19 protein-coding genes are annotated in these 19,549 nt (G+C 62.9%); 9 read left to right on the top strand and 10 right to left on the bottom strand.

All coding sequences use genetic code 11. The features are described from left to right. Nucleotides 1-19: 19 nt before the first annotated feature. A complete protein-coding gene (locus PM2_RS02355) occupies nt 20-994 on the bottom strand; it encodes a 2-hydroxyacid dehydrogenase (protein WP_016713498.1) in 975 nt (324 codons plus the stop codon). A gap of 78 nt (nt 995-1,072) precedes the next feature. After that, nucleotides 1,073-2,020, bottom strand: coding sequence for a LysR family transcriptional regulator (locus PM2_RS02360; RefSeq protein WP_016713499.1), 948 nt, complete (start codon nt 2,018-2,020; stop codon nt 1,073-1,075). A gap of 191 nt (nt 2,021-2,211) precedes the next feature. Here PM2_RS02360 and PM2_RS02365 point away from each other — a divergent pair, with 191 nt between their 5' ends. The 4 genes from PM2_RS02365 to PM2_RS02380 are packed head-to-tail and all read left to right on the top strand — an operon-like array spanning nt 2,212 to nt 6,976. Next, complete coding sequence (locus PM2_RS02365) at nt 2,212-3,741, top strand: efflux transporter outer membrane subunit (RefSeq protein WP_028698630.1); 1,530 nt, start codon at nt 2,212-2,214, stop codon at nt 3,739-3,741. Then, on the top strand, nt 3,738-5,915 hold the full coding sequence (locus PM2_RS02370; protein ID WP_016713501.1) for an FUSC family protein: 2,178 nt from the start codon (nt 3,738-3,740) through the stop codon (nt 5,913-5,915). Before PM2_RS02365 ends, PM2_RS02370 begins: the two co-directional genes overlap by 4 nt. Continuing rightward, nucleotides 5,905-6,105, top strand: coding sequence for a DUF1656 domain-containing protein (locus tag PM2_RS02375; RefSeq protein WP_009685040.1), 201 nt, complete (start codon nt 5,905-5,907; stop codon nt 6,103-6,105). Before PM2_RS02370 ends, PM2_RS02375 begins: the two co-directional genes overlap by 11 nt. 10 nt (nt 6,106-6,115) lie before the next feature. Continuing rightward, on the top strand, nt 6,116-6,976 hold the full coding sequence (locus PM2_RS02380; protein WP_016713502.1) for an efflux RND transporter periplasmic adaptor subunit: 861 nt from the start codon (nt 6,116-6,118) through the stop codon (nt 6,974-6,976). Between the two features lie 45 nt (nt 6,977-7,021). Here PM2_RS02380 and PM2_RS02385 read toward each other — a convergent pair whose 3' ends face one another. From PM2_RS02385 to PM2_RS02395, 3 genes are all read right to left on the bottom strand, one after another. After that, the gene (locus tag PM2_RS02385) at nt 7,022-7,489 is read right to left on the bottom strand and encodes a type II toxin-antitoxin system YhaV family toxin (protein ID WP_028698629.1); all 468 of its coding nucleotides are present in this window, start codon (nt 7,487-7,489) and stop codon (nt 7,022-7,024) included. Continuing rightward, nucleotides 7,486-7,812 carry a type II toxin-antitoxin system PrlF family antitoxin gene (locus PM2_RS02390; RefSeq protein WP_016713504.1) on the bottom strand — a complete coding sequence of 109 codons (327 nt, stop codon included), beginning with the start codon at nt 7,810-7,812 and terminating at the stop codon, nt 7,486-7,488. The genes PM2_RS02385 and PM2_RS02390 overlap by 4 nt, the downstream gene beginning before the upstream one ends. 93 nt (nt 7,813-7,905) lie before the next feature. Next, the gene (locus PM2_RS02395; RefSeq protein WP_016713505.1) at nt 7,906-8,352 is read right to left on the bottom strand and encodes a universal stress protein; all 447 of its coding nucleotides are present in this window, start codon (nt 8,350-8,352) and stop codon (nt 7,906-7,908) included. 270 nt (nt 8,353-8,622) lie between these two features. On the opposite strand from PM2_RS02395, the gene PM2_RS02400 reads away from it, so the two are divergent. The 4 genes from PM2_RS02400 (at nt 8,623) to PM2_RS02415 (ending at nt 13,724) form a co-directional block, all read left to right on the top strand. Next, entirely contained in the window at nt 8,623-9,528 is a 906-nt protein-coding gene (locus PM2_RS02400) for a LysR family transcriptional regulator (RefSeq protein WP_016713506.1), read from the top strand. 116 nt (nt 9,529-9,644) lie between these two features. Further along, nucleotides 9,645-11,186, top strand: a complete 1,542-nt coding sequence (locus tag PM2_RS02405) for an MFS transporter (RefSeq protein WP_028698628.1) — start codon at nt 9,645-9,647, stop codon at nt 11,184-11,186. Between the two features lie 28 nt (nt 11,187-11,214). After that, a complete protein-coding gene (locus PM2_RS02410) occupies nt 11,215-12,276 on the top strand; it encodes an HlyD family secretion protein (RefSeq protein WP_028698627.1) in 1,062 nt (353 codons plus the stop codon). Further along, nucleotides 12,273-13,724, top strand: a complete 1,452-nt coding sequence (locus PM2_RS02415; protein ID WP_016713509.1) for an efflux transporter outer membrane subunit — start codon at nt 12,273-12,275, stop codon at nt 13,722-13,724. Before PM2_RS02410 ends, PM2_RS02415 begins: the two co-directional genes overlap by 4 nt. Nucleotides 13,725-13,853: 129 nt before the next feature. Here PM2_RS02415 and PM2_RS02420 read toward each other — a convergent pair whose 3' ends face one another. Then, entirely contained in the window at nt 13,854-14,678 is an 825-nt protein-coding gene (locus PM2_RS02420; RefSeq protein WP_028698626.1) for an SDR family oxidoreductase, read from the bottom strand. Nucleotides 14,679-14,693: 15 nt separating this feature from the next. Further along, nucleotides 14,694-15,158, bottom strand: coding sequence for a hypothetical protein (locus PM2_RS02425; RefSeq protein ID WP_016713511.1), 465 nt, complete (start codon nt 15,156-15,158; stop codon nt 14,694-14,696). Between the two features lie 223 nt (nt 15,159-15,381). On the opposite strand from PM2_RS02425, the gene PM2_RS02430 reads away from it, so the two are divergent. Then, nucleotides 15,382-16,167 (top strand): hypothetical protein, encoded by a 786-nt coding sequence (locus PM2_RS02430; protein ID WP_016713512.1) that lies wholly within the window; start codon nt 15,382-15,384, stop codon nt 16,165-16,167. A gap of 64 nt (nt 16,168-16,231) precedes the next feature. Here the strand turns inward: PM2_RS02430 and PM2_RS02435 are convergent, their stop codons facing one another. The 3 genes from PM2_RS02435 to PM2_RS02445 are packed head-to-tail and all read right to left on the bottom strand — an operon-like array spanning nt 16,232 to nt 19,547. Continuing rightward, nucleotides 16,232-17,686, bottom strand: coding sequence for a mannose-1-phosphate guanylyltransferase/mannose-6-phosphate isomerase (locus PM2_RS02435; protein ID WP_028698625.1), 1,455 nt, complete (start codon nt 17,684-17,686; stop codon nt 16,232-16,234). A 35-nt stretch (nt 17,687-17,721) separates the two neighbouring features. After that, nucleotides 17,722-18,369, bottom strand: a complete 648-nt coding sequence (locus tag PM2_RS02440; RefSeq protein ID WP_016713514.1) for an alginate O-acetyltransferase AlgF — start codon at nt 18,367-18,369, stop codon at nt 17,722-17,724. A 20-nt stretch (nt 18,370-18,389) separates the two neighbouring features. Beyond that, complete coding sequence (locus PM2_RS02445; protein ID WP_016713515.1) at nt 18,390-19,547, bottom strand: alginate O-acetyltransferase; 1,158 nt, start codon at nt 19,545-19,547, stop codon at nt 18,390-18,392. Nucleotides 19,548-19,549 lie beyond the last annotated feature (2 nt).

Raw genomic sequence — 19,549 nt, forward strand, 5'->3', positions numbered from 1 at the left:
TGCAGGCAAAATATGACTATCAGCCTTTCCACACCTGTGGATTCACCAGATCCCGCGGCCGCTCACCCAGCAGTGCCGCGCGCAGGTTGTCCATCGCCCGGTTGGCCATGGCCTCGCGGGTTTCGGCAGTGGCCGAACCAATGTGCGGCAGGGTCAGGGCGTTCGGCAGCTTGAACAATGGCGAATCGCTCAGTGGCTCCTTCTCGTACACATCCAGCCCGGCGCCACGAATAGTGCCGTTCTGCAGCGCTTCGATCAGCGCCGCTTCGTCCACCACCGGCCCGCGCGCGATGTTGATCAGGAAGGCGCTTGGCTTCATCAGCTTCAGCTCTCGCGCACCGATCAACTGGCGGGTGGCCTCGGACAACGGCACCACGATCACGACGAAGTCCGCTTCTGCCAGCAACTGCTCCAGGCTGCGGAACTGTGCCCCCAGTTCTTGCTCCAGCACGCTCTTGCGGCTGTTGCCCGAATAAATGACCGACATGTTGAAGCCAAAGCGACCACGGCGGGCAACGGCGGCGCCGATGTTGCCCATGCCGACGATACCCAGCGTCTTGCCATGTACATCGCTGCCAAAGTGCGCCGGGCCCACGGTGGCCTGCCAGTTGCCGGCCTTGGTCCAGGCATCCAGTTCGGCGGTACGGCGGGCGCAGCCCATGATCAGCGAGAAGCCCAGGTCGGCGGTGCTTTCGGTGAGCACGTCGGGGGTGTTGGTCAGGGCGATGCCGCGTTCGTTGAAGTAGTCCAGGTCGTAGTTGTCGTAGCCGACCGACACGCTGGACACCACCTCCAGCTTGCCTGCGCCTTCAAGCTGGGCACGGCCTAGCTTGCGGCCAACCCCGATCAGGCCATGGGCCTCGGGCAGGGCTTCGTTGAACTGGGCATTGATGTCACCGAGCTTGGGGTTCGGCAAAATCACGTTGAAGTCTTGCTGCAGGCGCTCGGCCATGGCCGGGGTGATACGGCTGAAGGCCAGGACGGTCTTTTTCATCGGGCAACTTCTCTGCAAGGCGGTGGTGGACATTGATTAGCAACCTACCATTGTCCACCCCCGCCATGCAGCAGCTTTTTAGTTGGCGATCAGCACCTGATGGGTTTTCAGGTCCGCCTCATGGGCGGCGAGAATCTCCGGCAGGGAATTGCGCAAGTACTCGACCCAGGTCTTGATCTTGGCATCCAGGTACTGCCGCGACGGGTAGATGGCGTACAGGTTCAGCTCCTGCAGGCGGTACTCGGGCAGCACCCGTACCAGGCTGCCATCACGCAGGCCGTCGATGGCCGAGTAGATGGGCAGCACGCCCACGCCCATGCCGCTGCGGATCGCGGTCTTCATGGCATCGGCGGTGTTCACCATGAACGGCGAGCTGGTGATGTTGACCATTTCCTGGCCTTCCGGCCCGTCGAACAGCCACTTCTCCAGCGGGATCACCGGGCTGACCATGCGCAGGCAGGCGTGCTTGAGCAGGTCTGCCGGCTTTTGCGCGCTGCCGTGGCGGGCGATGTAGCCGGGCGAAGCGCAGACGATGCTGTAGGTGATGCCCAGGCGTTGGGACACGAACCCCGAGTCGGGCAGTTCGGTGGCCAGCACGATGGACACGTCATAGCCTTCGTCCAGCAGGTCGGGCACGCGGTTGGCCATGGTCAGGTCGAAGGTCACGTCCGGGTGCGATTCGCGGTAGCGGGCGATGGCATCGACCACGAAGTGCTGGCCCACCCCGGTCATCGAGTGCACCTTCAGCTGCCCTGCGGGGCGCGCATGGGCGTCGCTGGCCTCGGCCTCGGCTTCTTCCACATAGGTAAGAATCTGTTCGCAACGCATCAGGTAGCGCTTGCCGGCCTCGGTCAACGCAATGCGGCGGGTGGTACGGTTGAGCAGCCTTGTTTGCAGATGGGCTTCCAGGTTGGAGACCGCCCGCGACACGTTCGCGGTGGTCGTATCCAGTTGCGCGGCGGCAGCGGTGAAGCTGCCAAGCTGGGCGACGCAACTGAAAGCACGCATGTTTTGCAGGGTGTCCATGGGTCACTCTCGATGTAGAGGACAAAATTGTGTCACGAAGTAACGATAAAAAGCTGAAAATTTGCCTTCGACCAAAGGCGGATTATCGCTGTTTTGGTAACAAAGATTCGCAGGAATCTGCGCTTATCGCCAGTGCTGCCGCCCCCTAGAATTGCCCGGCCCCTTCACCTCTTCCTCGGGAAATCGCAGCTGTGCCCCGTCGCATCATCAGAACGCTCAATGCGTTCAGTGCCTGTGTCCTTGCCCTCACCTTGAGTGGCTGTATCGGAACCTGGGGCATCGCCCCGCAAAGCAAGACGCTGCAAGCCAATACACTGACCACCGACGCGGCCATACGCGAAGCCGCGACCGATGCCCACTGGCCCGACCAGCAGTGGTGGCACGCCTATGGCGACCCCCAGCTGGACCGCTGGGTGGCCCTGGCCGTGGCCGGCAGCCCAAGCCTGGCCATGGCCGCCGCGCGGGTGCGCGAAGCCAAGGCCATGGCGGGTGTGGTCGAGTCGGCAGAAAAACTGCAGGTCAATGGCCAGGCCACGCTCAAGCGCCACAACTGGCCTGAAGACCAGTTCTACGGCCCTGGCGCGCTGTCTGGCGCCAACACCTGGGACAACAATGCCGCCTTCGGTTTCAGCTACGCCCTCGACCTGTGGGGCCGCGAACGCAATGCCAGCGAGCAGGCGGTGGATCAGGCGCACATGAGCGTGGCCGAAGCCCGCCAGGCGCAGCTGGAACTGCAGAACAACGTGGTGCGTGCCTATATCCAGCTGAGCCTGCACTTTGCCCAGCGCGACATCGTCAAGGCCGAACTGGAGCAGCAAGAGCAGATCCTGGCCTTGGCCAAGCGCCGCCTGGACGCGGGCATCGGCACCCATTTCGAAGTCAGCCAGGCCGAAGCGCCGCTGCCGGAAACCCACCGCCAGCTCGACAGCCTGAACGAAGAAATCGCCCTGACCCGCAACCAGCTGGCTGCCTTGGCCGGCAAGGGGCCGGGGGAGGGCGCACAGTTGCAGCGCCCGACCCTGGCCCTGGCTGCACCACTGAAACTGCCCTCCAACCTGCCTGCCCAACTGGTCGGCCAGCGCCCTGACGTGGTTGCCAGCCGCTGGCAGGTGGCCGCGCAGGCGCGTGGCATCGACGTTGCTCATGCCGGCTTCTTCCCCAACGTCGACCTGGTCGGCAGCCTGGGCTTCATGGCCACCGGCGGTGGCCCGCTGGAGTTCCTCACCGGGCGCAAGTTCAACTACAACGTCGGCCCGGCCATCAGCCTGCCGATCTTCGACGGTGGCCGCCTGCGCTCGCAACTGGGCGTGGCCTCGGCGGGGTATGACGTGGCCGTGGCGCGTTACAACCAGACCGTGGTTGGCGCGCTCAAGAACATCTCCGACCAGCTGATCCGCCGCGAGTCGATGAAAGAACAGTCGCATTTCGCTGCCGAATCCGTTGCTGCTGCGCAGAAAACCTACGACATCGCCATGGTCGCCTTCCAGCGGGGTCTTACCGATTACCTGAACGTGCTCAATGCGCAGACTTTGCTGTTCCGCCAGCAGCAAGTGCAACAGCAGGTGCAGGCCGCCCGCCTGATCGCCCATGCCGAGCTGGTCACCGCGTTGGGCGGTGGCCTGCAGGCCGGTCAGGATGTGCCGAAGGAGGAACGCCAGGCTGCGCCGAAAACCCCGGCTACCCTGGCCATTTTCGACAAGAAGCCGGATAACGCCGAATGAGCACTTCCAGTTTGCCCGTGCGCTGGCTGCAAAGCCTGGAATGGCGCCGGGGCTTCTTTGCCTGGGCGCGCACCGACGGTGTGACCTGGGTGTACATCTTCAAGGTGCTGGCTGCCGCCTTCATCACCCTGTGGCTGGCCATGCGCCTGGAGCTGCCGCAACCGCGCACGGCCATGATCACCGTGTTCATCGTCATGCAGCCGCAAAGCGGGCATGTGTTCGCCAAGAGCTTCTACCGAGTGCTCGGCACCCTGGCCGGCTCGGCGATGATGGTGGCGCTGATCGCCATCTTCCCGCAGAACACCGAGCTGTTCCTGCCCAGCCTGGCCTTGTGGGTGGGCCTGTGCTCGGCCGGCGCCATGCGCTACCGCACCTTCCGCGCCTATGGCTTCGTGCTGGCCGGCTACACGGCAGCGATGATCGGCCTGCCGGTGCTGCAGCACCCCGATCAGGCGTTCATGGCAGCGGTATGGCGGGTGCTGGAAATTGCCTTGGGCATTCTGGTATCGACCTTCGTCAGTGCCGCGATCCTGCCGCAGTCGGCCAGTGCCGCCATGCGCAACGCCCTGTATCAGCGCTTTGGCGTATTCGCCGGGGTGGTGGTGGAAGCCCTGCGCGGTGACAGCCAGAAAGACCGTTTCGAAAGCAGCAACGTGCGCTTCGTCGCCGAGGCCGTGGGCCTTGAGAGCCTGCGCAACGTCACTGCCTTCGAAGACCCGCACATGCGCCGCCGCAGTGGCCGGCTGGTGCGCATGAACAGCGAATTCATGGCCATCACCACACGTTTCAATGCCCTGCACCGTTTGCTCGAACGCCTGCGTGCTCGTGGCCCCCTGCAGATCGTCAGTGCCATCGAACCGGGCCTGAACACCTTGGTGGAGCTGTTACAGCCCTACGTGGGCCGGGCGTTGACCGATGCCGATGCACTGCGCCTGACCCTGGAGCTGGCCGCCTACAAAGAAGGCCTGCAAGCCCAGGTGCGCGGGCTGCGAGCCGAGTACCTGGCGACCGAACCCAGCGAGGCCGACCTGCTCGACTTCCATACGGCGTTCGAGCTGCTGTACCGCTTTGTCGACGAAATGTTCAGTTATGCCGAAACCCACGCTTCGTTGGCGGCGCACAGGCACGAGCGTGAACAGTGGGATGAGCCCTATGTGGCGCAGACCAGCTGGCTGGTGTCGCTGGCCGCCGGTGTGCGTGCCTCGGCGGTGCTGTTGCTGCTGGGCAGTTACTGGCTGCTCAGCGACTGGCCCAGCGGCGCCATGATGACCTTGATCGCCACCGTCACCGTGGGCCTTTCGGCGGCTTCGCCCAACCCCAAACGCATGTCGTTCCAGATGGCTTGCGGCACGGCTATCGGCGCGTTTGTCGGCTTCTTCGAAACCTTCTTCGTGTTCCCCTGGATCGACGGTTTCCCGCTGCTGTGCATGGTGCTGGCGCCGGTGTTCGTACTCGGCGCGTTCCTTGCCTCGCGCCCGGCTTACGCCGGTTATGGCCTGGGCCTGCTGGTGTTCTTCGCCATCGGTTCGGTGCCGAACAACCTGACGGTGTATGACCCTTACACGTTCATCAACGACTACATCGGCATGGTCATCGGCATGTTCGTCTGCGCTGCTGCTGGCGCGATCATCCTGCCGCCCAACAGCCGCTGGCTGTGGAGCCGGCTGGAGCAGGAACTGCGTGAGCAAGTGCTGTTCGCCATCAGCGGCCGCCTGCGCGGCCTTGGGTCGGCCTTTGAAAGCCGCACCCGCGACCTGTTGCACCAAGCCTACGGTCTGGCGGCCGGCAAGCCGCAGGTGCAAAGCCAGCTGATGGGGTGGATGTTCACCGTGCTGGAAATCGGTCACGCCGTCATCGAGCTGCGCAAAGAGCAGGCCCGTGCGCCGGTGCACCCGGCCTACGCCGAGTCACAACCGTGGCGCCAGGCCATCCGCGTGATGGGCCGCGCACTGGCAAGGCTGTTCTTGCAGCCCAGCGCCAGCAACCACGAACGCGCACTGGTGGCGGTGGACCACGCCATCGCCCGCGTGCAAGCCACCGACGAGCCGTTCGCCCGGCACTTCGATACCTCGGTGCTGCGCCGTGCGCAAAGCTATCTGCATTTCATCCGTTCTTCCCTGCTTGACCCACAATCGCCATTGGCACCGGCGAAAGGACTGCACCATGCCCCGTGAAATCGCCTTCCATGGCGTGTACATGCCCACCATGACCTTGATGTTCCTGTTCGCCCTGGGCCTGGCCTGGGGCCTGGACCGGTTCATCGCCAGCCATGATGGCTACCGCTTCTTCTGGCACCCGGCGCTGCTGCGTCTGAGCCTGTTCGTCTGCCTGTTCGGCGCCATGGCGCTTACTGTCTACTGGTGAGAATCCTTCGATGAAAAAGTTCTTCAGCCTGATCGCCACCCTGCTGGTGCTGGTCGCCGCCGTGGCCATCGGTCGCCAGTTGTGGCTGCACTACATGACCACGCCCTGGACCCGCGACGGCCGCGTGCGTGCAGACATCATCAACGTCGCCGCCGACGTGCCCGGCTACGTGGTGGACGTCCCGGTCAAGGACAACCAGCGGGTGAAGAAGGGCGACCTGCTGATCCAGATCGACCCCGAGCATTACCAATTGGCAGTCGACCAGGCCAAGGCTCTGGTCGCCTCGCGCAAGGCGACCTGGGAAATGCGCAAGGTCAACGCCAAGCGCCGGGCCGACATGGACAACCTGGTGATTTCCAAGGAAAACCGCGACGACGCCAGCAACATCGCCAACTCCGCCCAGGCCGATTACCAGCAGGCCCTGGCCGAGCTGGCTGCAGCCGAGCTCAACCTCAAGCGCACGCACATCGTGGCCACGGTGGACGGGTACGTGACCAACCTGAATATCCACAAGGGCGACTATGCGCGCACCGGTGAAGCGGTGATGGCGGTGGTCGACGAGAACTCGTTCTGGGTGTACGGGTTCTTCGAAGAGACCAAGCTGCCCCACGTGAAGGTGGGTGACCAGGCCGAGCTGCAGATGATGAGCGGCGAGCGCATCAAGGGCCATGTAGAGAGCATCGCCCGCGGCATCTACGACCGCGACAACCCGCAAAGCCGTGAGCTGATTGCCGATGTGAACCCGACGTTCAACTGGGTGCGCCTGGCGCAGCGCGTGCCGGTGCGGATTCACATTGATGAAGTGCCGGAAGGGTTTTTGCTGGCGGCGGGGACGACCTGTACGGTGGTGGTGAAGCCGAGCGAGGGGTGACCCTCGGAACCATCCCGGTCTCACGCATCATGGGAGCCAGTCGGCTCATTCGGCTGCAGCTTCTCGCAGACGCTGCTCCCAATCGTCCGGCGGGTGGCCGGTATGCAGCATCTTCTGAAAGACCTTGTAAGCATCGTCGCTACTTTCGTAGGCCCGCTTGCTCGACTCGTCATTGACCCAGGCCAGCACAATGATCCTGCTGGGGGTGTGGTAGCGGAAGAACAACCGGTACTGCTGGAAGAACTTTGCCCTGAACCAGTGCTTGTGGTCACCACCCAGTGTGGCCCCCTGCCGGTACTCAGGTTTGGTCGGGTCTTGAGGGATTACATCGAAGGCCAGTCGCTTGATGGCCGCCAGCCTTTTATAGGCATTTCTGCGCGTGTAACCCGTTGGGTCCTTGTGCATCTGAGCCTGCACTTGAGCGCTGAGTGCCTCCAGTTTGGCCAGGAACAGCGGGTGGGCAATTACAGTCCATCCATGAATAACCAGAGGCTTCCTGCTCGCATCACTCATTCATCATCCGCCGACAGAGATTGATCCAGGTCGACCTCTGCGTCGCCGACAAGCTTGTCGAGACGCGCGATGAGGTCAGCATCGACAACCTGCAGCCGTTGAGGGTTGGTGGCGATATCGTGTGCCAGGAAATCCAGAAATTTGCCCAGTACTGGATCGCTCTCGGTTGCTTCTGCACGGGTGAGTATCACCTCACCGTCAGGGCGAATCGAGTAATGGATCTTGTCACGTTTTTTCAAGCCCAAGGCGCGCCGTACTGTTTCGGGAACAGTGGTCTGATAGCGATCGGTCAGTGTGGACTCGACGTCGAGAGTGGTTGCCATGGGCAATGTCCTTTTGAGGGGAAGCTATGCATTCCAAGGTAATGCGAATGCATTGCTTGGTCAATGCAAGTGCATTACCCCTCTGATGGGCGGTCAGGCTACTCCCACCAACACCGGAACCTTCACCCGGTCAATCACCTTCGCGCTGATCGACGGATCCAGCATCCGCCCCAGCCGCGACAGGTGACGGTGGCCCATGATGATCAGCTCGCAGTTCAGCTCCTGCGCCTTGGCCACGATCACTTCGACCGGTTGCCCGGCCACCATGCAGCCCTGGCTGGCGAAGCCGGCTTGCTGCAACTCGCGCACGGCCTGGGCGACGGCGTGGTCGGCATGTTGCTGTTCCTCGCAGGCGGCGGGGTATTCCTCCAGCTCTTCGGTTGTATAGGGGGCGGGTTGTTCGTGGACGGCGAAGGTGGAGTCGATGGCCAGCAATACGTGCAGTTCGTGTTCGCCGGGGCGGCAGTAGCGGCGGGCGAGGGTGAGCAGGGCGCTGGAAGCGGGGGAGGCGTCGATGGCGATCAGGACGGGGGTGGGCATTGGGGATCCTTGTACAAGGCTGGCTGAACGGTTGCCTGTCCGGGCCCTTTCGCGGGTAAACCCGCTCCCACAGGTACACCACAGTTTTCGAAATCCGCGCAGTCTCTGTGGGAGCGGGTTTACCCGCGAATGGGCCGAACCTGCCATGCAATATTTTTGGCCCAATCCACTTCCGGAATAAATGCCCCTCCACGCACGAGCGCATTGCGTCTGGTGCAATCCACCAACCTGCTACCATCGCCATCCCCACAGCTGCCACGGAAAACGGCCATGCAACTCCCGGACATGAACCTGCTTGTCGCCCTCGATGCCCTGCTCGACGAGGGCAGCGTGGTCGGGGCAGCACAGCGCATGAACCTGAGCCCGGCAGCGATGAGCCGGACCCTTGGGCGTATCCGTGATGCCCTGGGCGACCCGATCCTGGTGCGTGCCGGCCGTGGCCTGGTACCGACGCCACGGGCGCTGGCCCTGCGCGAGCAGGTGCATGGGCTGGTGGAGCAGGCCGGGCAGGTGTTCCGCAGCCGAGACGGTGTCGATCTGGTTAACCTGGACCGTGCCTTCAATATCCGCACCAACGATTTGTTCATCGCCCTGTACGGCGCCCAACTGCTGCGCATGATGCTGGCCCAGGCACCGCGTACGGTGTTGCGGTTCGTCCCGGAGGGCAGTGGCGACGATGATGCGGTGCTGCGCAATGGGCACATCGACCTGATCATCAGCTCGGCCGTCGAACTGGGCCCGGAAATCAAGGTGCAGAGCCTGTTCAACACCTATTTCGTGGGCCTGGCGCGCGTAGGGCATCCGATCTTCGACGCCCCTATCACTCCTGAGCGCTTCGCCGCCTACCCGCAGATCAGCGTATCCCGGCGTGGTCGCGCCAATGGGCCAATCGATGTGGCGCTGGCCAACCACAAGGTGGAGCGGCGGGTAGCGCTGATCACCACCAGCTTCCACTCGGCCATGTTTTCGTTGCCCGATTCAGACCTGATACTGCCGATACCGGCCAATATCCTCAACAGCGTGCAGCGCCTGAAGTTGCCACTGCGCTCGTTCGAGATCCCGGTGCCGTTGGAAAAGGTCAATGTGAAGCAGGCATGGCACCCGCGGTTCGACAACGATCCCGCGCATCGTTGGCTACGACAGACGTTGAAAGCATGCGGCAGTATTGATCCGTGATGCTGCTGACGATTGCGCCTGACGCAATATAAAGCTGCCAACAAGTCAGTTTTCGTCAGCATTCGACCTTCTTAAACTTGCTCCAGCCTCGAAATTGTTGCTGGAGATGTAATTTCATGAGTTCCCTGACCGCACCCTCTGCGGCGTTGGCAGCCGCCCCCGCGCCGGCTGCACCTGCGCAGACGGCGTTCGGCGTGCAGGTGGTGGTGGGGCTGTTTGGTGTATTGCTGGCCGTGCTGTGCGCGGGCCTGAACGAGTCAGTCACCAAGATTTCCCTGGCCGATATCCGCGGTGCCATGGGCATAGGTGCCGATGAAGGCGCCTGGCTGCTGGCGGTGTACAGCGCCGCGTCGGTCTCGGCCATGGCCTTTGCGCCGTGGCTGGCCACCACCTTCTCACTGCGGCGCTTCACCATGAGCGCCATTGGCCTGTTCGCCGTGCTTGGCTTGCTGCAACCGTTCGCCCCCAACCTGCATAGCCTGATGCTGCTGCGTATACTCCAGGGCTTTGCCTCGGGTGCCTTGCCGCCGATGCTGATGAGCGTGGCACTGCGCTTTCTGCCGCCGGGCATCAAGGTCTATGGCCTGGCCTGCTATGCACTGACTGCCACGTTCGGCCCCAACCTTGGCACGCCGCTCGCGGGGCTGTGGACCGAGTACGTCGGTTGGCAATGGGCCTTCTGGCAGATCATCCTGCCGTCGGCGCTGGCCATCGTCTGCGTGGGTTGGGGCCTGCCGCAAGACCCGCTGCGTCTGGAGCGTTTCAAGCAGTTCGACTGGCGCGGTGTGTTGCTGGGCCTGCCCGCCATCAGTTGCATCGTGCAGGGCCTGTCGCTGGGTGACCGTTGGGGCTGGTTCGATTCGCCGCTGATCTGCTGGCTGCTGGGTGGTGGCCTGCTGCTGTTGGTGCTGTTCATGTTCAACGAGTGGTCCGAGCCGCTGCCGTTTTTCCAGTTGCGCATGCTGCAGCGGCGCAACCTGAGTTTCGCCTTGGTGACCTTGGCCGGCGTGCTGATCGTGCTGTCGGGCGTGGGCAGTATCCCGTCGGCCTACCTGGCGCAGATCCAGGGCTACCGCCCGGCACAGACCAGCCCGCTGATGATGCTGGTGGCGATGCCGCAACTGGTCGCCCTGCCGCTGACGGCAGCCCTGTGCAACATCCGCGCAGTGGACTGCCGCTGGGTGCTGGGCATCGGCCTGGCGATGCTGGCGGTGTCGTGCGTCGGCAGCAGCCTGCTGACCAGCGAGTGGATCCGTGGCGACTTCTACCCGTTCTACCTGTTGCAGGTGTTTGGCCAGCCCATGGCGGTGCTGCCACTGCTGATGCTGTCCACCAACGGGATGACCCCACAGGAAGGCCCGTTCGCCTCCAGTTGGTTCAACACTGTCAAAGGCCTGGCTGCAGTCATCGCGGGTGGCCTGCTGGATGCACTTGGCACCCTGCGCCGACACTTCCATTCCAATCACCTGGTGGACAGCCTGGGCAACGCCCCGCTGGTCGACGACAGCGCTGCGGGCCTGGCCCGGCGTATTCACGACCAGGCGCTGGTGCTGACCTCTGCCGACCTCTACCTGGTCATGGCTGGCATCGCCGTGGCCCTGATCTGCCTGATTCCTTTCGTGCCTACCCGGGTCTACCCGCCGCGTGCGGTGGCCTGAACCCTGGATGAATTCGAGAACCGCTGAAATGACTAACAACCGCAAAACCCTGTTCATTGGCTCGGTACTGGCCGTGGCCGTTCTGGCTGGCATTGTCGGCCCCTGGATGTTCGGCAGCGACCACCGCCAGAGCACCAACGATGCCTACGTCATTGCCGACTACACCGTAGTTGCGCCCAAGGTTGCAGGCTTCATCAAGGACGTGCTGGTAGAAGATAACCAGCAGGTCACGGCAGGCCAGTTGCTGGCGACCATCGACGCCCGTGACTACCAGGCCGCCCTGGATGCCGCTCAGGCCCAGTTGCTGGTGGCTCAGGCGCAAAGTGCCGATGCCCGCGCCACGCTCGAGCGCCAGGCAGCATTGATTGCCCAGGCCGAGGCGGCGGTGAAAGCGGCCCAGGCCGAAACAGCGTTCGCCGACCATGAAGTCAACCGTTATAGCCGCCTGGCCGAGCAGGGCGCCGGTACCGTGCAGAATGCCCAGCAGGCACGCAGCGGCGTCGACCAGGCCCGCGCTCGCCTGGCCAATGCCCAGGCGGCGCTGGTGGCGGCGCGCAAGCAGGTGGATATCCTTACTGCCCAGGTGGCCAGCGCCGATGGCCAGCTCAAGCGCGCTGAAGCAGGCGTGGAAAAGGCACAGCTCGACCTGTCCTACACGCGCATCACGGCGCCGGTGGACGGCATGGTCGGCGAGCGCGCCCTGCGCGTGGGCGCCTACGTCAATCCCGGCGCACGCCTGTTATCGGTGGTGCCGTTGCAGCAGGCCTATGTGGTCGGCAACTTCCAGGAAACCCAGCTGACCCATGTGCAGCCGGGGCAGCCGGTGAGTATCAGCGTTGACACCTTCTCCGGTGAAAAGCTGCAAGGCCACGTAGAGAGTATCGCGCCGGCTACCGGCGTGACCTTCGCTGCGGTCAAGCCAGACAACGCCACCGGCAACTTCACCAAGGTTGTGCAGCGCATCCCGGTGAAGATCGTGTTCGATGACGGGCAGCCGTTGCTCGCCCGCTTGCGGGTGGGCATGTCGGTGGAGGCGACCATCGATACCCGTGGCGACAAGCTGGATGGCAAAGAGGTAAGTGCACGATGAAACCTGCATTACGCTTGAGCCCCTTGGTGCTGGCCGTGTTGATGGCCGGTTGCACGATGGGCCCGGACTTCCTGCGCCCCGACAGCCAGGCACCGCAACAGTGGGCGCCACTTCAAGGCCAGGCAGCATCCAGCCAGCCGCAAGCCGAACCGCTGGAGCTGCGCTGGTGGGAAACCTTTCATGACGGACAGCTCAGCGCGTTGATCCAGCGCGTTGCCGAGCGCAACCTCGACTTACAAATGGCCAGCGCCCGCTTGCTGCAAAGCCGTGCCTTGCGCCGCACCGTGGCCGCCGATGAGGTGCCATCGGTAGACACCAACGCCGGTTACAGCCGCGCTCGTAACAGCGCCGAAGGCTTGAGCGACCCTTCCGGTAAAGCGGGTAAAGAGGCGTACAACCTTTGGCAAGGCGACCTGGTGGCCGGTTGGGAGCTGGACTTGTGGGGGCGCGTGCGGCGCCAGGTCGAGGCTGCCGATGCCACGGTCGAAGTGGCCGAGAACGACCGCCGCGGGGTGCTGCTGGCCCTGCTGTCGGAAACCGCCGGTAACTACATCCAGCTGCGAGCGGTGCAGCACACGATTGATGTGACACAGGACAACCTCAAGGTTGCCCGACACAGCCTGAAATTGTCCGAAGACCGTCAGGCCGAAGGGGTTGCCACTCGGCTCGACGTGGCTCAGGCCAGTGCCCAGGTGGCGTCGATCGAGGCTCGCCTGCCAAGCCTCGAAGCCCGGCGTGATGACCTGATCAACGCCCTCAGCCTGCTTGCCGCAGAACCACCGCGTAGCCTGCAGGCCGAGTTGCTGCAAGGCGGCGAATTACCCGCGCCGCAGCAGAAGTTTGCCATCGGCCTGCCATCCGAATTGGCCGAGCGTCGCCCGGACATCCGCCAGGCCGAATCGCGCCTGCATGCCGCTACGGCCAGCATTGGCGTGGCCAAGGCCGATTTCTATCCGAGCATCCGCTTGTCGGGCAGCGTCGGTTTCCAGGCCATGCAGTTGTCTGATTTCGGCGGCTGGGATTCGCGCCGCTTTGCCTTCGGGCCACAGTTGTCGTTGCCGATCTTCGAGGGTGGCCGGCTCAAGGGCACCCTGGAACTGCGCGAGGCGCAGCAGCAAGAAGCGGCGCTGAACTACCGCAAGGTGGTGCTGGGTGCCTGGCATGAGATCGACGATGTGCTTCGCCTGTACAACGCCAGCCAGTTGCGCCGTGACCACTTGGCCGAGGCTGTGAGGCAGAACCGCATCGCCCTGGAAACCGCCCAGCGCCAGTATGTGGAAGGGGCGGTGGACTTTCTCAATGTGCTGACGGTGCAGGGGGCATTGCTGGCCAGCGAGGAGCAGTGGATCGACAGCTCGGCGGCGGTGTCCCAGGCGCTGGTGGGGTTGTACAAGGCCCTGGGGGGGGGCTGGCAGGCGTTTGATGAGCAGCCGGTGAAGAAAGCATAAAAAGCGGGGCCTCTGTGCGGCCCATCGCCGGCAAGCCAGCTCCCACAGGTACAGCGCAGGCCTAGGGCCTGATGGGATCCTGTGGGAGCTGGCTTGCCGGCGATAGGGCCGGTACTGGCAACAGAAAAATCAAAGCGGGCGCAGCAGCCCAAACCGCTTGCGCAACGCCCAATCCAGCACCCGCCGCGGCAGCAACCGGGCCATCAGCGGCAGCGCCGTACTGCCATTCCCCAACCGCACCACAGCGGGTACGGGTGACTTGCCAACGGCCGCCAGTACGCCTTGGGCAAATACCGCCGCCGAAGTCGGCTTGTCCTGCGAAGCCCGCGCCCGTGCCTGTACATGCTCACGCAACGGCCACCACGCAGAGTCCGCCGCCAGCACCTGCTCCGCCTGGCGTTGGGCATTGTTGGCAAATTGCGAGGCAATCGCCCCGGGTTGCACTTCCATCACCTGGATACCGAAGGGGGCCAGCTCCAGACGCAGGGCATCGCTCAGGGCATGTACGGCGGCCTTGGACGCGCAGTACGCGCCAGCGAATGGCGTGACCAGCACGCCCGAGACACTGCCGATGTTCACCACCAGCCCGCGTGCGCGACGCAACAGCGGGAACAGTGCGCGGGTGACGCCGACCACGGCGAACACGTTGGTCTCGAACTGCTGGCTCAGGGCATCGACGCCGCCGTCGAGCAGCGGGCCCATGGCGCCGTAGCCGGCGTTGTTGACCAGCATGTCAAGGCGCCCGTGCTGCGCCTCCAGCTCATCGGCCAGGCGCTTGAGCGCTTCGCCATCGTTGACGTCCAGTTGTCGTGCAGTGAAGCCGGCGGCGGCCAGCTGTTCGACATCCTCGGGCTTGCGGGCCGTGGCCCAGACTTCATGGCCGGCATCGCGGAAGGCGTCGGCCAGGGCGCGGCCGATGCCGCTGGAACAACCAGTGATCAGGACGGTGGGCATGTAGATAGCCTTCGATTAATTGGCAAAGTTGCCTTGCAGATGTTCAGCGCGAAACTCCAGGGTCTGTGGCCGGTAACCGGAGCGCAGCGGCGGCAACGGCAAGCAGTCCTTCCACTCGGCACCTGGCTGCAGTTCACCCGGGCCACGATAGCGCGGAGCGTTGTAGCTGTTCTCCGCCAGATTGACGGTATCGCCCGGCGCGTACGCTGCCACTCGCCACCGCAGTTCGGTCAGCGGGGCATCGTTGCCGTTCTTCATGCGCACCTGCAGGGCACGGTCGGCGGGGCAGTGTTCGGGGGCATAGCTCAGGCGCAGGTCCAGGCGCGCCAGCTGCAAGGCTTCGCGGCTGTCCTGCCAAAACACCATCAGGGCCACCAGGCCCAGGCCGCAGACGGCGGCCATGGAGACGGGCAGGGCCTTGGCTGGATAGCGCAGAAGCAATACCAGCCAGGTAAGGATCAGAGCAGCGCCGATCAACATGAGTCGGTGACCTCAAGTATGCAGGTTCAGCCATCGTAGCGGTAAATGGACCGCGCTTGAAGGACAGTAATGGCCCGGGTTGCTGCAGGGCTTTACATGCTATCTACCTGGTATTTCTGTCAGTACCGACGTGCCTGTTCTCGCAGTAGCCTTGTTTGCAGCAGTCAGCTGCCCACTGCCTGGGTAGTTTGACAATACTTCAATCTTTACTGGAGATAGGGAAATGAACGCGATACACACGGATGCCAAACAATGGGCCTTCACTGGAACGATGCAGGCTACATTGTCATCGGGCACAACATTCGAAGCCAGCGCCATTGATTATCAACCAGGCTTTGGCATTCTCGCGATCGACGACAGGGCATTGAATGACGAACCCTTTATCTATATCGGTTTTCCTGAAGCAATCGGTGTGGGCAGTTTCCCCATCGAGCCTGAAGGTCAGGGCAAGATAAGGGCGTTTCTTGGCATCCAAGGTAAAGGGCCTGCAAAGAGCGGAAAGCTTGTCATCACTGAAGTGCAAGCAACTGGTGCGATCTCGGCGAAGTTCACGTTCAAGGGGGAGGATGAAAATGGCCAAGCGTTTGAGGTAACTGAGGGTGCTTTCACCATTAGCCCCTGCGTTGCGCTACAGAATAACCACCCGGTAGTCGCTGCGTCGGCATGTATCAGCCCTGCGCTTTCGGATAACGCCGGTTTTGTCGCCGATAACTTCAATGTGCGAGCCAGTAATGCAGGGCGGCGCAGTATTTTGGTTACCCAGCAAAAAGACCTGAAGGGAGGGCTGTCATCGCTAGGCACTTACTTGAATATCGATAGTCAAGGGCACGGGTACGCTTTCGCGGCGGTCAATCAAGGCTTGATTGCGACCCGAGACATGATCATCACGGATTTCAGGTCTGAAGAGAATGCCCGACTGTCCTTCGATTTCAGTTATTCCTTCACGCATAACGGGACTGATTACAAGGTGAGTGATGGGCATCTCGAAATCGATTGGCGCCCCAAGTAATCATGGGCAGTGAAAAGCCCCGTACCTGAAAAGGTAACGGGGCTTTTGTCTCAAGCCTGTTTCTTTACTGGGCGATGGTCTTCACCGAAACCCCACGCTCGACCGGCGTCGATGTCCGCCCATAAACATCCTCAAAGCGCTCGATGTCATCCTCGCCCAGGTAGCTACCGGACTGCACCTCGATGATCTCCAGCGGGATCTTGCCCGGGTTGCGCAGGCGGTGGATCGAGGCAATCGGAATGTACGTCGACTGGTTCTCGGTCAGCAGGAACACGTTCTCGTCACACGTCACCTCGGCAGTACCCGACACCACGATCCAGTGCTCGGCACGGTGGTGGTGCATCTGCAGCGACAGGCTGGCGCCCGGCTTGACGGTGATGTGCTTGACCTGGAAGCGGCCGCCCATGTCCACCGAGTCGTACGAGCCCCACGGGCGATATACTTCCAGGTGGTTCTGGGTTTCCGTGCGGCCCTGTTCGTCCAGGGTCTTGACCATCTGCTTCACGCCCTGGACCTTGTCCTTGTGGGCGATCATCATGGCGTCCTTGGTCTCGACCACCACGATGTTTTCCAGGCCGATCACCGACACCAGCTTGCCGTTGCCATGGATCATGCAGTTGCGGCTGTCCTGCACCACCACGTCGCCTTTGGTGACGTTGCCGTCCTCGTCCTTTTCATGCACTTCCCACAGTGACGACCAGCAGCCCACGTCGCTCCAGCCGGCCGACATCGGCACCACGCAGGCGCGTTGGGTTTTTTCCATCACCGCGTAGTCGATGGAGTTGTCCGGGCAGCAGGCGAAGGTGGCTTCGTCGATGCTCAGCACATCGCCGTCCTCCTGGCTGCGCTCCAGGGCCAGCACGCAGGTGTCATAGATGTCGCCGTCGTGCTTTTTCAGCTCTTCGAGGAAGCGGCTGGCGCGGAACAGGAACATGCCGCTGTTCCAGAAGTAGCCACCGGCCTGGACGAACTCGGCGGCGCGTTTTTCATCGGGTTTTTCAACGAACTGTGCCACCCGCGCCACGCCTTCGGGCAGCAGTGCGTCCTGGCTGGAGCGGATGTAGCCGTAGCCGGTTTCCGGTTTGGTCGCCGGTACGCCGAACAGCACCATCTCGCCGCGCTCGGCGGCCACGGTGGCCAGGGCCAGTGCGCGTTGCAGGGCTTTCTGGTCATCGATCACATGGTCGGCAGGCAGTACCAGCATCAGCTCGTCACGGCCTTCGTTGACCAGCTTCATGGCGGCCATGGCCACGGCCGGCGCGGTGTTGCGGCCGAACGGCTCCATCAGGATGCCTTGGGTTTCCAGCTTCAGGGCAGCCAGTTGCTCCTGGACGATGAACTTGTGGTCCTTGTTGCAGACCACGATCGGTGTGTCCATGCCTTCGAACACCAGGCGCTCGATGGTTTGCTGGAACAGGGTGTGTTCACCGGTCAGGGCCAGGAACTGTTTAGGGAACTGCTTGCGCGACAGAGGCCACAGACGCGAACCGCTACCACCAGAAAGAATTACCGGGATCATCATGTTTCTCCAATAGTCGTTAATAGGCAGAGGGATCAGTTGCTAGCCACGGGGCGAGTTACCCACACCGGCGACAAGGCGTTGCCGGAACCCGTTACGTACAGCACTGCGGCTTCGCCGCGCTCCAGGGCGACGGGTTTCACGTCGCCCACTTTCTTGTCGCCTTGGAACAACGCCAGGTTGACCTTCACCGGGTTGATTTCACGTTCGCCACGGCCGTTGGCGGCCACCGGCTTGACCACTTCGGTCTTGCCATCGGCGGTTTTCAGGGTCAGCTGCTGGTCGCTCAGGTTCTGCACGCGCACCAGGGCTTTCTGCTTGTTCTTGAACGGCGGTTCTTCGATCAGTTGCGGGTTGCCGCTGCTGCTGTTGACCAGGGTGTAGTACTTGTCCGAGGCCAGCTTCACCGGCACGCTCTTGCCGCCAACCTGGGCGGTATAGTCGCCGCCTGGCAGGAAGCTGAAGTCGCTGCTGGCCTGAGCGCCTACCTGTTTGATCTGGGTGTTGCCGACCGAAGCGGCAGCGGGTGCGCTGGCGGCGTTGTACAGGCGCACGAAGGTCGAACCTTTCGGCGCGCTTGGGCCATACAGGGCGGCGTCGGCACCGGCGAAGGCCTGCATCGAAGCAAGGGAAAGGCCGGCCGCGAGGGTGAGGGCTTTGGCAATGGAAGTCTTGGTAGTCATGTGCATTTCCTCTCTATCGTTCAGTGGTTCGTCCGGGTGGACGACAAGGCCAGGTTTTCTTCGGATTTACGGGTGTTCTTCAGCTGCGCGATCCACTGCGGGTCGAAGCTGCTCAAGTCGTTTTTCATGGGCAGATAACGTTCGGGGAACTCCCACACCACCACCTGTGGTGCGGCGTTCTTGAAGGCGTCGCTTTGCAGGTACTTGAGCATTGGCAGCAGCGGGCCGTGGCCGTCTTCGGCGTAGTTGGCCACGTCGCTGCGCAGCGCTTGTTGCAGCGCACCAAGGAAGTTCCAGTGCGGGTTGGCGCTGTAGCTGGTGCCCACCAGCGCTACCGGGATCTCGTTGTTGGCAAATAGCGCGTCGTCGCCGTCAGCCGCTGCTTCTGCCGGGCGGGTGGTGCGTTGTTGCAGGTTGTCCGGGGTTGGCAGCAGGTTGCTGAACAGCGGGTCGAGCGGCAGGAAGTTGGTCAGGTCGCCTTTGTAGGGCGCAGTGCTGCCGGCTTCGGTCACGAAGGTTTGCGGGTCGCCGTTGAGCAGGTTCTGTCGGCTTACGGCTTCAGCCAGCGCCTGCGCTGCCACTTCGGCGCCCATCGGCGTCCAGTGGGTGTCGGTGCGCAGGAAAACCTGGCCACGGGCCTTGGCTTGTTCCATGGCCGCTTGCAGGTCGGGGGCGAACACGTTGGCCTGGCGCACCTGAGCATGGAACTGGTTGTACAGGTCGTCGTGCAGGCTGGCCGGTTGCTCCTTGCCCAGGTATTCCGAATAGATACGCGCCTTGGCTGGCACGATGGCCAGCACCAGCTGGCTGCCGTGCTGCTGCAAGGTGTCGCGTACGCCGCGGATCAGCGCCAGGTTTTCCTGCATCAGTTGCTCGGCACCGGCGGTGGGCTTGAACTCTTCGTCGCTGAACAGCCACTGGTCGCGGCCCAGCACCACACCGGGGCGGCCTTCGTTGAACAGCTTGAAGTCCAGCGCGGCCCAGAGGTTGGTGCCAAGGCGCTTGATCGGGAACTGCTCGTCGTAGTGGGTTTCGGCGGCCTTGGCCAGCTTGCCGTTGAGCACGGTCATCTGCTCGGTACGCTGGAAGCTTTGCAGGCCACCGGTGGACCACACGCCCATGCCCACCAGCAAGCCGAGGAACGACAGTGAATACGTGATGCGTAAAGTACGGTTCATGT

Source organism: Pseudomonas monteilii NBRC 103158 = DSM 14164 (genome assembly GCF_000730605.1).
GTDB lineage: Bacteria > Pseudomonadota > Gammaproteobacteria > Pseudomonadales > Pseudomonadaceae > Aquipseudomonas > Aquipseudomonas monteilii.